The organism is Aquamicrobium sp. YD-1-mutant5, from assembly GCF_059509755.1.
This window is the reverse complement of record NZ_JCAKKP010000006.1, coordinates 156,970-172,248: the sequence shown is the minus strand read 5'-3', so window position 1 is coordinate 172,248 and position 15,279 is coordinate 156,970. Positions and strand designations below refer to the sequence as shown.

Sequence of the window (15,279 nt, the reverse complement as noted above, 5' to 3'; positions counted from 1 at the left end):
CGTGGTCCGTAAAATGACTCGTCTTTTGTGGCCGTGATCCCTAATCTCTGTGAAGCAAGCGTCAAGGAGGCTTTTTTGCGAACGCCCGCAAGACCGCCGCTGGATGGGCTGAAGAAGCGGCTGGAACGAAGCCGCATGGAGCGCGGCGGCAAGTCGCGCGACGGTTTCCTGAGGGAGACCTTCGTGCTGTCGCGCCCGGAGGCGCGCGCCAAGGCGCAGGAATGGTTCAAACGCTGGCCGAAGCAGGCTTACTGGACCGAAATCGAGAGCTGGTTCGAGCGTCCGGGCGACGTGATCGAATTCACCATACGCCGGCTTCCGGCGGCGGATTGAAACGCCTCAGCGCAATTGCCGGAGCGCTTCGCCAGCCACCATGGCGGCCGACAGGGCTATATTGATGCTGCGGGCGCCTTCGACCATCGGGATGGTGAGGCGCGCATCGGCGCTGTCATGCACGCGTTCGGGAACGCCGGCCGATTCGCGCCCGAACAGCAGCGTGTCGGAGGAAGCGAAGTCAAAATCCGTATAGGAGGCCTTGGCTTTGGTGGAGAGCAGCACCAGACGCCGGCCTCTCTGCCGCCTTTCTTCCTCGAAGGCGTTCCAGTCGACATGGCGAGTAAGGGCGGCCATCTCCAGATAATCCATGCCCGCCCGTTTCAGGGCACGGTCGGAAACGTCGAATCCTGCCGGTTCGATCAGGTCGACGTCGAGCCCCAGACAGGCGGCCAGCCGCAATATGGTGCCGGTATTGCCGGCGATGTCGGGCTGGTAGAGTGCGATGCGGGGGCGGTTTGCGGGAGACATGTCGGGTCACGGGTTCCGTTGCAGTTCGGCCACAGGCGGCGCGGGCATTGTCCGCTTGCCCGGATGAGGTCTGGCCATGATTTGCGAATGGATATATAGACACTCCATTGTCAACTCGAACCGAAGGAGGCGGATATGCATATGCCGATGCACCCAATCATGTACCGTCTCCCGCCAGTCGCCTGATGGCGGCAGTCGGTTCGACGTTTATCTGATCTAACAAGCACGCTCGATTCGATTTCCGCTGGAACCACGCGTGGTGTCCTGCAGGAATCCCGACTTGTCTCGTCCATCAGATCCTCAAGCTGCCGCCTCGTTCCGTGTCCTGTCGTGGGCATTCGGCGAGGCAGCCCTATATTCCCCGCATGCGGCTGCTTTCGTGGCTGTTTTTCCGGCTTTCCAGGGTCGGTGCGCGGGCATCGAAATTTGAACGCAAGAGAACAAAGATGTTTCGCTGGTTTGAAAAGAGGCTCGATCCCTTCCCCACAGAGGAGACGGCAGAGCCGCCCAAAACCCTCATTGCCTTCTGTGTGCATTTCACGCGCGGCGCATGGCCATACATTGCCATCGATGCGGTCCTGATCGCTGCCATTGCCATTACGGAAGTGTGGATGTTCCAGTTCCTCGGCTCGATCGTGGACTGGCTGTCGGCGCATGATCGCGAGACCTTCCTGCAGACGGAAGGCTGGAAGCTGGCCGGCATGGCCTTTGTCGTGCTGGTTCTGTTGCCGGGTACGGTGTGGTTCCAGTCGCTCATCCACACGCAGACGCTGATGGGCAATCATCCGATGCGCATCCGCTGGCAGGTGCATCGCTACCTGCTCAAGCAGTCGATGACCTTCTATCAGGACGAGTTCGCCGGCCGCATCGCCACCAAGCTGATGCAGACGGCGCTGGCGGTTCGCGACTGCGTGATCAAGCTGGTCGACGTGCTCAACTATGTCGTCGTCTATTTTCTCGGCGTGCTGGTTATCGTCGGATCGGCCGACTTGCGGCTGGCCGCCCCGCTGCTGGTGTGGCTGGTGGGCTATCTGTTCCTGCTGAAGTATTTCGTGCCGCGGCTGGGCAAGGTGGGCAAGGAACAGGCCGACGCGCGCTCGCTGATGACCGGGCGCATCGTCGACAGCTACACCAACATCCAGACGGTGAAGCTGTTCTCGCACGCAAGGCGCGAAGCAAGCTATGCGCGCGAAAGCATGGCGCTGTTCCTCGACACCGTCTACCGGGCGATGCGGCTGGTGACGAGCCTCTACGGGGTTCTCTACCTGCTGAACTCGATGCTTCTGGTTGCCGTGGCTGGCCTGTCGATCTGGCTGTGGCTGGGCGAACAGGTGTCGATCGGCGCCGTCGCGGTGGTCATCGGCCTCGTGCTGAGGCTGTGGGGCATGTCCCAGTGGATCATGTGGGAAGTCTCGGCGCTGTTCGAGAACATCGGCACGGTCCAGGATGGCATCGGTTCGATCTCGATCCCGCGTCAGGTCGAGGACAAGCCGGGCGCAAAGGAGCTGGTGGTCGACAAGGGAGAAATCCGTTTCGACGACATCGGTTTCCACTATGGGAAGAAGAGGGGCATCATCGAGCACCTGTCGCTGACCGTGAAGCCGGGCGAGAAGGTGGGCGTCGTCGGCCGCTCGGGCGCGGGCAAGTCGACGCTCGTCAACCTGTTGCTGCGTTTCTACGATCTCGAGCGCGGACATATCCTGATCGACGGGCAGGACATTGCCGATGTGACGCAGGATTCGCTGCGCGCCCATATCGGCATGGTCACGCAGGACACTTCGCTCCTGCACCGCTCCGTGCGCGACAACATCCTCTACGGCCGCCCCGATGCAACCGAGGCGATGGTGATCGAGGCGGCACGGCGGGCCGAGGCGCTGGATTTCATCGCCGGGCTTTCCGACGTCAAGGGTCGCAAGGGACTGGATGCCCTTGTCGGCGAGCGCGGCGTGAAGCTGTCGGGCGGCCAGAGGCAACGCATCGCCATCGCGCGTGTTATGCTGAAGGACGCACCGATTCTCATCCTTGACGAGGCGACGTCCGCGCTCGACTCGGAAGTCGAATCCGCCATTCAGGAGAACCTCTACAGGCTCATGCAGGGCAAGACCGTCATCGCCATCGCTCACCGGCTTTCGACCATCGCGGCGATGGACCGGCTGGTGGTCATGGATAAGGGCCGCGTCATCGAGGAAGGCACCCATGACGAGCTGATCGAAAGGGGCGGCCTCTATGCGCAGCTCTGGCAGCGTCAGTCCGGCGGTTTCCTCGTCGATGACGGACAGCATGAGCCGGCTGCCCGCATGAAACTCGAACTTGGAGAAGAACCGGCCGAATGATCGACGCATGCTCCACCGAGCGGCAATCTTTCCACGCTGAACCGGCGGAGCAGCCGCGATGATGAAGGCCATCTACAACTGGTTCGAGGAGCGGGTCGATCCGTTCCGGGAGCCCGCGAACCTGAGGCCGCCGGCAAGTGTCGGCGGCTTCCTGTGGCACTATGTGGGGCAGGCGAAGTTCGCGTTCTTCGCCATGCTGATCATCGGCGGCGTGGCGCCGCTGGTGGAGGCGGGACTGTTTTACTTCGTCGGACGGCTGGTCGACATACTCGACCAGCTTCCTTCCGAACGCAGTTGGGTAGCGCTCTGGGATGCCGCAGGCTGGGAACTGATTTTCATGGTCGCGGTGGTGCTGGTCGGCCGCACCATCGTGGTCAGCCTTTCTGCCCTGCTGAACGAGCAGACCATAACGCCGGGCTTCTACAATCTTGTGCGCTGGCAGGCGCACCGGCATGTGTCGCGCCAGTCCTATTCCTTCTTCCAGAACGATTTCGCCGGCCGCATCGCCACCAAGGTGTGGCAGGCGGGGCAGGCGACTGGCGACCTGATGGAGAGCTTCATCGAGGTCGTGTGGTTCATGATCGTCTATACGGTCACGACGCTTGTGCTGGTGGCCGGTCTCGACTGGCGGCTGGCGGCGCTTGTCGTCGTCTGGATCGTTGCCTTCGGCTGGCTGGCGCGCATCTATGTGCCTGAAATCCGCAAGCATGCGGAAGCCACCGCCGAAGCGGGTTCGATGATCAATGGCCGCATCGTCGATTCCTATTCGAATGTGCAGACGCTGAAGCTGTTCGCTGCCGATGGCGACGACCGCTACCTGCGCAATGGCTTCGACATTTTCCTGGGCGCTTTGCGTCCCTTTACGCGCCGCCTGACCGGCGTGCGCATGGCGCTGACGGCGCTTTCGGGCGTCATGATCACGCTGATCGCCTGCTTCTCCATCTATCTGTGGGTCGAGGGCGCCATCACCGTCGGCGCGGTGGCCTTCACGCTGTCGCTGGTGCTGCGTCTCAACATGCTGCTCGGCCGCCTGATGATGCAGCTCAATGGCATCCTGCGGAATCTGGGCGTGCTGGAAAACTCCAAGGAACTGATCTCGCAGCCGCTCGGGCTGGTCGATGCGCCCGATGCGAACGAGCTTGTCGTCACCGGCGGATGCATCGAAGTCAGGAATCTTGCCTTCCATTATGGCAAGGGACGGGGCGTTCTGGACGGCATCGACCTGACCATAAGGCCGGGCGAGAAGATCGGCCTGATCGGTCCGTCGGGCGCGGGCAAGACCACTCTGGTCAATCTTATCCTGCGCCTCTACGACGCCGAGGGCGGTTCGATAAGCATCGACGGGCAGGATATAAGGACCGTCACCCAGAATTCGCTGCGATCCAATATCGGTGTCGTCAGTCAGGAGACGGCGCTGTTTCACCGCTCCCTGCGTGACAACATCAGGCTGGGCGCACCGGATGCCACGGAAGAAGAGGTGATCGCTGCGGCCCGCAAGGCCGAAGCGAATGAGTTTATCGCCACCCTGCGCGACAATCGTAGTCGCAGTGGCTACGATGCTTTTGTCGGCGAGCGCGGCGTCAAGCTCTCCGGCGGCCAGCGCCAGCGCGTCGCGATTGCCCGTGTTTTCCTGAAGGACGCACCGATTCTCATCCTCGACGAGGCCACATCGGCGCTCGATTCGGATGTCGAGGCCGCCATCCAGGAAAATCTCCACAGGCTGATGGAAGGAAAGACCGTCATCGCCATCGCGCACCGCCTGTCGACCATCGCGGCGCTTGACCGTCTGGTCGTGCTTGATCAGGGCCGTATCGTGGAGCAGGGCACGCATGAGGAACTGGTGGCGCTGGACGGTCTCTATGCGCGGCTGTGGAAGCGGCAATCCGGTGGTTTCCTGTTCAATGAGGAAAGCCCGCTGGAAGAAACCCGGCCAGCCTGAGCCCGACGCGCAGACCTTTTCCCATACTTGCGCGCGACGGGCTAAAGCCGGAAAAAACCGGCATTTTTCATTGCCCGCGACAATCTGCCCATCTTCATGTTGCGGTCTGGACAAGTGCTGCCTTCGCGCATAAACCGAAGTCAAAATGCCGGAGGAGTTCGCTAGCCTGTTGCCATGCGTAAAAGGCTGGCGTTTGAGCGAGGAAAAGGCTCGATCTTTCGGCACGGATGAGGCGAAAGGATCAGTCACCCGTGAGCGAAACAGATATCGAAAATCCAGCCCGGCGAGATTTTCTATACATCGCCACCGGCATGGCCGGCGTTGTCGGTGCAGGCGCTGTGGCCTGGCCGTTCATCGACCAGATGCGTCCTGACGCGTCGACGCGTGCGCTTTCCTCGGTTGAGGTTGATGTCGCGGCTCTGGAGCCGGGCATGTCGCTGACCGTGAAGTGGCGCGGCAAGCCGGTTTTCGTGCGCAACCGCACCGAGCAGGAAATCGAGGCCGCCAAAGCGGTGAAGCTCGATGAACTGAAGGACCCGGTGGCCCGTAACGCCAACATCGCTTCCGATGCACCTGCTAACGACATTGATCGTTCGGCTGGTGAAGGCAAGGAAAACTGGCTGGTCATGGTCGGCGTCTGCACCCATCTCGGCTGCATTCCGCTCGGCCAGCAGGGCGATTTCGGCGGCTGGTTCTGCCCGTGCCACGGCTCGCACTACGATACGGCCGGCCGCATCCGCAAAGGCCCGGCGCCCGAGAACATGACCGTGCCGGTCTTCGAGTTCATTTCCGATACCAAGATCCGCATAGGCTGAGGCAGGGGACAATTCGATGAGCGAGGGACACTCCACCTATGAGCCGACCACCGGCCTTGGCCGCTGGTTCGATGCACGTCTGCCGCTGCCGCGGCTGGTCTATGACAGCTTCATTGCCTATCCGGTTCCGCGTAACCTTAACTACATGTGGACCTTCGGCGGCATCCTGTCGATCATGCTGGTCTCGCAGATCATCACCGGCATCGTGCTGGCGATGCATTACGCGTCCGACACCGGCATCGCGTTCGGATCGGTCGAGAAGATCATGCGTGACGTGAACTCCGGCTGGTTGCTGCGCTACATGCACGCCAACGGCGCGTCGTTCTTCTTTATTGCCGTCTATCTCCACATCATGCGCGGCCTCTACTACGGCTCCTACAAGGCGCCGCGTGAGCTGCTGTGGATCCTGGGCTGCATCATTTACCTTCTGATGATGGCGACCGGCTTCATGGGCTACGTTCTGCCCTGGGGTCAGATGTCCTTCTGGGGCGCTACGGTCATCACCGGCTTCTTCACTGCCATTCCGGTGGTGGGAACGTGGATACAGGAACTGCTGCTCGGTGGCTTTGCCGTCGACAATCCGACGCTGAACCGCTTCTTCGCGCTGCACTACCTGCTGCCGTTCATGATCGCCGGCGTGGTCGTACTGCACGTATGGGCCCTGCATGTGACGGGTCAGAACAACCCGACCGGCATCGAGGTGAAGTCGAAGACCGACACGGTCGCCTTCACGCCTTACGCGACCATCAAGGACGCGCTGGGCATGATCGTGTTCCTGATCTTCTTCGCCTACTTCATCTTCTACATGCCGAACTATCTCGGCCATCCGGACAACTACATTCAGGCTGATCCGCTGAAGACGCCAGCCCACATCGTTCCGGAATGGTACTTCCTGCCATTCTACGCGATCCTGCGCGCCATCACCTTCAACATCGGCCCGATCGACTCCAAGCTGGGCGGCGTCCTGGCCATGTTCGGCGCCATCGCCGTGCTGTTCGTGGTGCCGTGGCTCGACACGTCGAAGGTTCGTTCCGCGGTCTACCGTCCGTGGTACCGCCTGTTCTTCTGGATCTTCCTGATCGACTGCGTGTTCCTCGGCTGGCTGGGGTCGCGTCCGGCGGAAGGATCCTATGTCATCATGGCGCAGATCGCGACGCTCTACTATTTCGGGTTCTTCATCGTGATCATGCCGGTTCTGGGTCTGATCGAGACACCACGGCGCCTGCCCAACTCGATCACCGAGGCGGTGCTGGAGAAGAACAAGGCCGGCGGCACCGTCCACCCCGAAGGCGCTGCTGCGTCGCCTGAAACCCGCGGCTGAGCGACGAGTCTTTCGAGAGGAATTTGGGTATGAAGAAGATTCTCGCTTCACTGGCCGCGGTGGGCATGGCGATAGCCGCAGGCACCGCCATCGCTCAGGAAGAGCACAGCGCGGCCGAGCCGACGCATTTCCCCATCCACAAGCCCAAGAATGTGGAGTGGAGCTTTGCGGGCCCGTTCGGCACCTATGACAAGGCGCAGCTTCAGCGTGGCCTCAAGGTCTACAAGGAAGTCTGCTCCGCATGTCACTCCATGGATCTTGTCGCGTTTCGTACGCTTGAGGATCTTGGCTATTCGGAAGCACAGGTGAAGGCCTTTGCCGCCGAGTACACCATCGAAGACGGCCCGAACGACGATGGCGACATGTTCGAGCGCCCGGGTCTGCCGTCCGATTACTTCACGCCGCCGTTCCCGAACCATCAGGCAGCTGCGGCGTCCAATGGTGGCGCTGCGCCGCCTGACTTTTCGCTGATCGCCAAGGCGCGCGGTGTGGAACGCGGATTCCCGACCTTCGTTTTCGACATCTTCACGCAATATGCCGAAAACGGTCCCGACTACATCTACTCCCTGCTGACAGGCTACGACGAGGAGCCGCCGGCAGGCATGGAGATCGCCGAGGGCACGCACTACAATCCGTATTTCATCGGCGGCAAGTCGCTGGCCATGGCCGCTCCCTTGTCCGATGATCAGGTGACGTATGACGATGGTGCGCCGCAGACGGTCGATCAGTATTCGCGCGACGTGTCCGCTTTCCTGATGTGGGCTGCCGAGCCGCACCTCGAAAGCCGCAAGAAGACCGGCTTCCGGGTCATGGTGTTCCTGATCCTGTTCGCGGGTCTGATGTACGCCACAAAGCGCAGGGTATGGGCGAACGTTCCCCACTGAGCGGCTTGTCTGGAGATTAAAAATGAAAGGGCGCTGCTTGGCGCCCTTTTCTTTTGGCCCGAACCCACGCAACATCGGCGCGAAACCGGAAACTGTCCATGACCTCTTCGACAACGGAAAAACTGCTCTCCGCAATCCGCACCATTGCCGACTATCCGAAGCCGGGCGTCCAGTTTCGCGATATCACCACGCTGCTTGGGGACGCCAATGCATTCGCCATGGCCGTGGAAGGGCTGGCGCAGCCTTTCGTGGGCAAGGGCGTCAACAAGATCGCGGGTATCGAAGCGCGTGGCTTCATCCTCGGCGGCGCTGTCGCGCACCGGCTATCAGCCGGCTTCGTGCCGATCCGCAAGAAGGGTAAGCTGCCGCATGATACGGTACGTGTGGCCTACAGCCTGGAATATGGTCTGGATGAAATGGAGATGCACCGTGACGGGGTGAAGCCCGGCGAAAAGGTCATTCTCATAGACGACCTGATCGCCACGGGAGGCACGGCCGAGGCGGCGGTCAAGCTGCTCGGCCAGATCGGGGCCGATATAGTGGCGGCCTGCTTCGTCATCGATTTGCCCGACCTCGGCGGCCGCAAGAAGCTGGAAGCGCTCGGCGTTCCGGTGCGGACACTGATCGAATTCGAGGGCGATTGACGCGGGAAAGGTCCGTATCGTCTTTCAGCCAGGCCATATGGCCTCACTCATGGAATGAAACGACATTTGGCCGGAGAAGCCGGCAGTATTCGCCACGCGCATGCTGTTCCGGCGCTGCATCTGCGGCCCGCATAGGCCGCCGACGCGCTATTAAAGCGTGTCGCGATCTTTCAGATTCGCTCCTTACGCTTCAAATTCCTGTTTTTGCGCATGTCGTCCTGAAACCTGTTCTCCCTTTCGGGCGACATGCTTTCGTCGCTGCCGGGCTCAGACGGGCTCTTCTCCAACCTTTACCAGCACCGCGTTGTCGAATTCGAGCACCTTTGTGCCTTTGTCCTCAAAGGCCTCGCCTCGGGCATTGAGCAGTATCCAGCCCGGCCGGGAGGCGAGCGGGCGATGCCCCAGATCGGTGCGGGTGAAGGTTATGGTCTGGCCGGCATAGACCGGTCTCAGCCATTTCAGGTTGCGGAAGCCGGGGGAGGGACCGAATTCTGGCGCCGGCCCTTTGCCCGTCCAGCCGGCTATCGCCGCATCGCGATCCTGCGCGTTGAAGCGCATCCACATGGATGCCGTATGCCAGCCGGAAGCGCAGAGCCCGCCAAATACGCTGTTGCGGGCGGCATCTTCATCCATGTGGAAGGGCTGCGGGTCGAATTTCGCTGCGAAGGCCTTGATTTCATCGGCCTGAAAACTGTGCGCGCCGAGCGTGCGGCTGACGCCGAAATCGAAAAACTCATTCAGGCTCATTGGGCAGCCTCCCGGCTCAGGAACATGCCGGTGTTCTGCAGTTCGAACACGCTTTCGCCGCGCTGGTTGATCATTTCGGCACGCATGGACACCAGTCCGAGACCCGGCCGTGAGGACGATATGCGCTTGGCGAGCACAGTCGAGCGGGCGGTGAGGCGATCCCCCGCCAGAACGGGCTTCTTCCATTTGACTTCGTCGATGCCGGGTGAACCCTGCGACGTGGAGTCGAGCAGCAGAGAATCACACAACAGACGCATGAACATGCCGCAAATGTGCCAGCCCGAGGCCGACAGGCCGCCCAGAATGCTCGCTTCACCGGCTGCCTGTTCCAGATGCATGGGCTGAGGGTCGAACTCCGAAGCGAACTCGACAATCTCCTCGGCTGTCACCAGTTTCGATCCCAGCTCAAGCGAACTGCCGACCTCGAAATCCTCGTAAGCCCATCTTTTTTCGGCCATGCGCACAATCCCGTTCAAGTTTGTACGATTATCATGGACGCGGATTCTCCGTTGCGCAAGCTGCTTTGCACCGCCTTTTCCACGGCAATCATGTCAAGAAAGCGCGCTGTCCTGAAGGCAGGTTTTCAGCGTTGTGGCTTTTTATCTGGCACAAGATTATCTGGTGGGTAAAGCAGAACAAGCTTCAATATTCCTGATATGTGAAGGTTTGTGGTTTTGTTTGATTGATCCTCAGGTCAGTCAGGGGTGCAGCGGAAAATCTGCTTTTGCAGCAGGAAGGTAGACGGATGTCAGTTTCGGTGAACAGTGCCCCTTCGGCAGCCGGTTCGAACTGGCCCGCGCTCCTTGCTCTCGTGACCGGGGCGCTGGCAATGGCGGTATCGCCGATTCTGGTGCGGCTGTCCGATGTCGGTCCCTTCGCAAGCGCTTTCTATCGCGTGTTCCTGGCGCTGCCGTTTCTGTTCGCGTGGATGCGGATTGAACAGAAGCGCAGCAAGGCGCCTGCACCGGCAAGACGGTTCTCACCGGCGGTAATCGCCACGGGTCTTGCGTTCGCCGGAGACCTGTTCTTCTGGCATCTGGCTATTCTCAACACCACCATTGCCAACTCCACTTTCTTCGCGACCACTGCGCCGCTCTGGGTCGGCCTGCTGGGGTGGGTCGTCTTTGGGCGGCGTGTCACCGCGGCCACCGCTATTGGCCTCGTCTTCTGTCTTGTCGGCGGTGCCGCGCTGGTCTGGCATTCTTTTGAATTGTCACCGGATCATCTGCTCGGAGATCTCTTCGGGGCGCTTACCGGCCTGTTCTTCGGTATCTACTTCCTCACGGTGGAGAAGGCGCGGGAAACCGAGGGCGCGGCCTGGATCACGTTCCATATGAGCCTGATCACAGCGGCTCTGCTGGCGCTGGCCGCAGCAGGCGCATGGCTGCTCTATGGCCAGCCGATGTTCCCCTCGAACGCCACCGGATGGCTGGTGCTGGTCTGCCTTGCCGTCATCAGCCATGTCGGGGGACAGGGGCTGCTGTCCTACGCTCTGGGAACGCTGCCTTCGATGTTCTCGTCGCTGGTGATATTCATGGAAGCCGTGGTGGCTTCGGCGCTGGCATGGCTCGTCTTCGGTGAAGCCATAACTCCGCTTCAGGGGCTTGGAGGCCTTGCTATTCTATGGGGCATCTGGCTGGCAAGACCACAGACGCGGGGCAGGAAGAGCGGCAAAGCCTGACAGACACTGCCGCTCCGGCAGGATCAGGTGTTGAACTTGAACATCAGCACGTCGCCATCCTGAACGACATATTCCTTGCCTTCGTCACGGGCCTTTCCGGCTTCCTTGGCCGCGACTTCCCCACCCAGCGTCACAAAATCATTGTAGGCGATGGTCTGGGCGCGGATGAAGCCGCGCTCGAAATCGGTGTGGATCACGCCAGCCGCCTGCGGGGCCTTGGTGCCGCGCTCGATGGTCCAGGCGCGCGTTTCCTTCGGGCCGGCGGTGAAATAGGTGATGAGGTGCAAAAGCTCGTAGCCGGCCCGGATCAGGCGATCCAGTCCCGGCTCCTCAAGACCCATGGATGACAGGAACTCCTGCGCTTCCTCGTCGGGAAGCTGGGCGACTTCGGCTTCGATCGCAGCGGAAATGATCACCACGCGCGCGCCCTGCGCTTCGGCCATCTTCTCGACGGCTCTGGTGTGATCGTTGCCATCGGCTGCATCGCTTTCAGCAACGTTGCAGACATAGAGGACCGGGTGTGACGTGAGCAGGTTGAGGCCCTGCAGGATGCGCAGGTCCTCCGCCGCCATGCCATCGAGCAGGACGCGTGTCGGCTTGCCGTTCTGGAGCAGTTCCAGCGCCTGTTCCATCATCGGAAGGACCGCGAGCGATTCCTTGTCCTTGCCACTCGCGCGCTTGCGTGTCTGCACGATGCGCCGTTCGAGACTTTCCAGATCGGCGAGCATCAACTCGGTCTCGACCGTCTCTGCGTCGGCCACCGGATCGATGCGGCCTTCGACATGGGTGATGTCGTCGTCCTCGAAGCAGCGCAGCACGTGCACGATGGCATCGACCTCGCGGATATTGGCAAGGAACTGGTTGCCAAGCCCTTCGCCCCTGGACGCGCCACGGACGAGGCCGGCGATGTCGACAAAGGAGATGCGGGTCGGGATGATTTCCTTCGAGCCTGCCGCTGCCGCGATCTTTTTCAGGCGCGGATCAGGAACGGCCACCTCGCCGGTATTCGGCTCGATGGTGCAGAACGGATAGTTGGCTGCCTGTGCGGCGGCTGTTCTGGTCAGTGCGTTGAAGAGCGTCGACTTGCCGACATTGGGCAGGCCGACGATGCCGCATTTGAAACCCATGATTTCCTGATCCTGTCCTGCTGGGAAAGTAGTCCCGGCTATGGTCGATGGGGCGCCCGCTCGTCAAGGCCGGGCAGCTTATTCCTTGCCCAGAAGCTTCCTGAGCATCGCAGCCATGGGGCCGTTTTCCGGCACCTTGACGGGTGGCGCATTCTGGCGGGCCTGCCGGATATGGCTCTGCGCCTTGGGCGCTGCTTTCTTTGGCGGCGGAGTGTCGTTCTCACCGGTCGGCTGAAGCTTGTCGCGCAGTGTCAGCGTAACTCGGTTCATGAAGGAATTGTCGTCACCCTTTGCTATGAGGCCTGCATTGTCGCCAATCGCATCGATCAGAACGTCCAGCCATTCGCGGTCACTCTTGGAGAAATCGCCGAGGACGTGGCCGTGCACCATTTCCCGGACGCCCGGATGGCCGACGCCGATGCGAACCCGGCGGTAGTCCTTGCCGATATGCTGGTCGAGGGAGCGGATGCCGTTGTGGCCGCCGGCGCCGCCGCCCTTCTTGACCCGAACCTTGCCGGGTTCAAGATCGATCTCGTCGTAAAAGACGGTGACCGCGGACGCATCGAGTTTGTAGAAGCGAAGGGCTTCGCCCACCGACTGGCCGGACAGGTTCATGAAGGTCTGCGGCTTGATGAGAAGCACCTTCTCGCCTTCAAGCCTGCCTTCGGCAATCTCGGCTTGAAACTTGCGCGACCAGGGCGAAAAGGAATGGCGGCGGGCAATCGCGTCCGCCGCCATGAAACCGACATTGTGCCGGTTGTTTGCATATTTCGCGCCCGGATTGCCGAGGCCCACAAAGAGCAGCATCGTCAGTCTCCGGGCACTGAGAATTACTTCTCTTCGCTGTCCGCAGCTTCTTCGCCGTCGGCTTCGGACTTGGCAGCGGCGGAGCCGGCAACCGTGGCCACGGTGAAGTCGCGGTCGGCGATGAGGGGCGTGATGCCTTTCGGCAGCTTGACCGAAGAGATGTGGATGACGTCGCCGATCTCGGTGCCTTCCAGATCGATGGTGATCGAATCCGGGATGGCGTTGGCCGGGCAGACGAACTCGACTTCGTGGCGCACGACGTTGAGCACGCCACCACGCTTCAGGCCGGGCGACTTCTCTTCGTTGATGAAGTGGACCGGGATGTTCACGGTGACTTCCGACTTCGCGCTCACGCGCAGGAAGTCGACATGCAGCGGGAAGTCGCGAATGGCGTCAAGCTGGTAGTCCTTGGGCAGGACGCGGATCTTCTGTCCGTCCACGTCGATCGTGGCAACGGTGGTCATGAAGCCGCCGCCATGGATCTTGTAGAAGATGTCCTTGTACGACAAGGTGATCGCCAGGGGAGGCTGCTTGTCGCCATATATAACTGCGGGAATCTTGCCGTCACGGCGAATGGCACGGGCGGACCCCTTACCGACCCTTTCGCGCGTCTCGGCCTTGAGCTCGTAGCTGGTGCTCATGGCATTTCCTTTCTTAATATGCGGAGCGTCTGCAGCGGGCGTGCCCGAAACAGACGGGAAGACGCGGCGTCCCGAGTTTTGTCTTCGCCTGCGGGCAGGCAATGGCAGTGCGGGAAGGCGGGCTTCGACCGCGTTGCCTCCAAGGGTGTCTACGCGGCTGGCGGCTCTATAACGGAAGGGGCCTTCTCACGCAAGGCCGCTGGCGAAAAGCCAGCGATCCTGCGCTGTTTTGCTCAGGCGGCCCGCTTTGTCTTCGTGCTGGGAAGGAAGACGGTCAGAAGACCGATCAGCGGCAGATATGAGCAGGCATGGTAGACGTATTCGATACCCTTGGCGTCTGCGACGATGCCCAGCAGGGCCGCAGCAATGCCGCCCATGCCGAATGCAAAGCCGAAGAAGATGCCGGCAATCATGCCAACGCGTCCCGGAACCAGTTCCTGCGCAAACACCACGATGTTGGAGAAAGCAGAAGACATGATCAGGCCAATGACGATGGTGAGGATGATCGTCCATTCGAAGTTCGCGTAGGGCAGGGCCAGCGTGAAGGGAATCACGCCGATGATGGAGAACCAGATCATGGCCTTCTGTCCGAAACGGTCGCCGAACGGACCACCGAACAGGATGCCGAGCGCACAGGCGCCAAGGAAAGCGAAGAGGAGGATCTGCGACATCTGCACGGACACGCCGAATTTTTCGATCACATAGAAGGTGTAGTAGCTGGAAAGCCCTGCCATGTAGGCATTCTTGGACAGGACCAGAATGGTCAGGATGGTGAGTGCCCATGCAACACGCTTGCGCGGCAGCGTCATGATGGGAGCATCTGATTTTGTGGCGGAAGCCGTTCTCGCCTGCAACTGCTTGTACCAGTTGCCGACCCGGTAAAGAATGACGATGCCGAGCAGAGAGGCGAGCGCGAACCACGCAATGCTGCTCTGGCCGTATGGCACAACCACGAAAGCCGCCAGAAGAGGGCCGATGGCCTGACCGGCGTTACCGCCCACCTGGAACAGGGACTGCGCCAGACCGTGCCGGCCGCCGGAGGCGAGGCGGGCGATGCGCGAGGCTTCCGGGTGGAATATGGAGGAGCCGATGCCGATCAGAGAAGCGCCGGCCAGCAGAACCCAATAGTGCCCCGCATAGGCAAGGATGATCAGCCCGATCAGAGACGACATCATGCCGAATGAAAGAGAAAAGGGCATGGGTTTCTTGTCGGTGATCAGGCCTACCACGGGCTGCAGCAGCGAAGCTGTGAGCTGGAAGGTGAATGTCAGAAGGCCGATCTGCCAGAAATCGAGGCCATAATTGTCCTTCAGCAGCGGATAGATCGCCGAAAGCAGCGATTGCATGATGTCATTGATGCCGTGGCAGAGGCTCACCGCCAGAATCACGGTGAGTGCCGTGCCGGTTCCGGAGACGCGTTGGGCGGGAAGGGCTGTGTCGGTCAAGGCAAGGCTCCGTGCACTCAGGCAATACGCAAGGTCTTGCGGGGCTTATAATCCTGTTGTGTCGGGGGTTCTTTCGTGGTTTGGTCCATTA

15 protein-coding genes are annotated in these 15,279 nt (G+C 60.9%); 8 read left to right on the top strand and 7 right to left on the bottom strand.

All coding sequences use genetic code 11. The annotated features are described in order from the left end of the window. Positions 1–75 precede the first annotated feature (75 nt). Positions 76–333 (top strand): hypothetical protein, encoded by a 258-nt coding sequence (locus AC5XE7_RS11805; RefSeq protein ID WP_183832614.1) that lies wholly within the window; start codon positions 76–78, stop codon positions 331–333. Positions 334–339: 6 nt separating this feature from the next. Here the strand turns inward: AC5XE7_RS11805 and AC5XE7_RS11800 are convergent, their stop codons facing one another. Further along, the gene (locus AC5XE7_RS11800; RefSeq protein ID WP_495366174.1) at positions 340–804 is read right to left on the bottom strand and encodes a tRNA (cytidine(34)-2'-O)-methyltransferase; all 465 of its coding nucleotides are present in this window, start codon (positions 802–804) and stop codon (positions 340–342) included. 446 nt (positions 805–1,250) lie between these two features. Between AC5XE7_RS11800 and AC5XE7_RS11795 the strand changes: the two genes are divergently transcribed. The 6 genes from AC5XE7_RS11795 to AC5XE7_RS11770 all read left to right on the top strand — a co-directional run bounded on the left by AC5XE7_RS11795 (position 1,251) and on the right by AC5XE7_RS11770 (position 8,740). Then, the gene (locus AC5XE7_RS11795) at positions 1,251–3,137 is read left to right on the top strand and encodes an ABC transporter ATP-binding protein (RefSeq protein ID WP_495366173.1); all 1,887 of its coding nucleotides are present in this window, start codon (positions 1,251–1,253) and stop codon (positions 3,135–3,137) included. A 58-nt stretch (positions 3,138–3,195) separates the two neighbouring features. Next, positions 3,196–5,076 (top strand): ABC transporter ATP-binding protein, encoded by a 1,881-nt coding sequence (locus AC5XE7_RS11790; protein ID WP_495366172.1) that lies wholly within the window; start codon positions 3,196–3,198, stop codon positions 5,074–5,076. Between the two features lie 227 nt (positions 5,077–5,303). Continuing rightward, a complete protein-coding gene (petA, locus tag AC5XE7_RS11785; RefSeq protein WP_183832610.1) occupies positions 5,304–5,891 on the top strand; it encodes a ubiquinol-cytochrome c reductase iron-sulfur subunit in 588 nt (195 codons plus the stop codon). A 16-nt stretch (positions 5,892–5,907) separates the two neighbouring features. Beyond that, a complete protein-coding gene (locus AC5XE7_RS11780) occupies positions 5,908–7,212 on the top strand; it encodes a cytochrome b (protein ID WP_495366171.1) in 1,305 nt (434 codons plus the stop codon). Positions 7,213–7,241: 29 nt separating this feature from the next. Next, complete coding sequence (locus AC5XE7_RS11775) at positions 7,242–8,096, top strand: cytochrome c1 (protein WP_280197965.1); 855 nt, start codon at positions 7,242–7,244, stop codon at positions 8,094–8,096. Between the two features lie 98 nt (positions 8,097–8,194). Continuing rightward, a complete protein-coding gene (locus AC5XE7_RS11770; RefSeq protein ID WP_280197964.1) occupies positions 8,195–8,740 on the top strand; it encodes an adenine phosphoribosyltransferase in 546 nt (181 codons plus the stop codon). A 267-nt stretch (positions 8,741–9,007) separates the two neighbouring features. Here the strand turns inward: AC5XE7_RS11770 and AC5XE7_RS11765 are convergent, their stop codons facing one another. Beyond that, the gene (locus tag AC5XE7_RS11765) at positions 9,008–9,487 is read right to left on the bottom strand and encodes a MaoC family dehydratase (RefSeq protein WP_495366170.1); all 480 of its coding nucleotides are present in this window, start codon (positions 9,485–9,487) and stop codon (positions 9,008–9,010) included. Continuing rightward, positions 9,484–9,945 carry a MaoC family dehydratase gene (locus AC5XE7_RS11760; protein ID WP_495366169.1) on the bottom strand — a complete coding sequence of 154 codons (462 nt, stop codon included), beginning with the start codon at positions 9,943–9,945 and terminating at the stop codon, positions 9,484–9,486. Before AC5XE7_RS11760 ends, AC5XE7_RS11765 begins: the two co-directional genes overlap by 4 nt. A 287-nt stretch (positions 9,946–10,232) precedes the next feature. Between AC5XE7_RS11760 and AC5XE7_RS11755 the strand changes: the two genes are divergently transcribed. After that, positions 10,233–11,168 carry a DMT family transporter gene (locus AC5XE7_RS11755; RefSeq protein ID WP_495366168.1) on the top strand — a complete coding sequence of 312 codons (936 nt, stop codon included), beginning with the start codon at positions 10,233–10,235 and terminating at the stop codon, positions 11,166–11,168. Positions 11,169–11,191: 23 nt separating this feature from the next. On the opposite strand, the gene ychF is transcribed toward AC5XE7_RS11755, so the two are convergent. From ychF to AC5XE7_RS11735, 4 genes are all read right to left on the bottom strand, one after another. Further along, complete coding sequence (gene ychF, locus AC5XE7_RS11750) at positions 11,192–12,295, bottom strand: redox-regulated ATPase YchF (protein ID WP_495366167.1); 1,104 nt, start codon at positions 12,293–12,295, stop codon at positions 11,192–11,194. Positions 12,296–12,373: 78 nt separating this feature from the next. Further along, positions 12,374–13,102 carry an aminoacyl-tRNA hydrolase gene (pth, locus tag AC5XE7_RS11745; protein WP_495366166.1) on the bottom strand — a complete coding sequence of 243 codons (729 nt, stop codon included), beginning with the start codon at positions 13,100–13,102 and terminating at the stop codon, positions 12,374–12,376. A gap of 23 nt (positions 13,103–13,125) precedes the next feature. Beyond that, a complete protein-coding gene (locus AC5XE7_RS11740) occupies positions 13,126–13,743 on the bottom strand; it encodes a 50S ribosomal protein L25/general stress protein Ctc (RefSeq protein WP_239799296.1) in 618 nt (205 codons plus the stop codon). Positions 13,744–13,976: 233 nt separating this feature from the next. Then, positions 13,977–15,188, bottom strand: a complete 1,212-nt coding sequence (locus tag AC5XE7_RS11735; protein ID WP_246374855.1) for an MFS transporter — start codon at positions 15,186–15,188, stop codon at positions 13,977–13,979. Between the last annotated feature and the right edge of the window lie 91 nt (positions 15,189–15,279).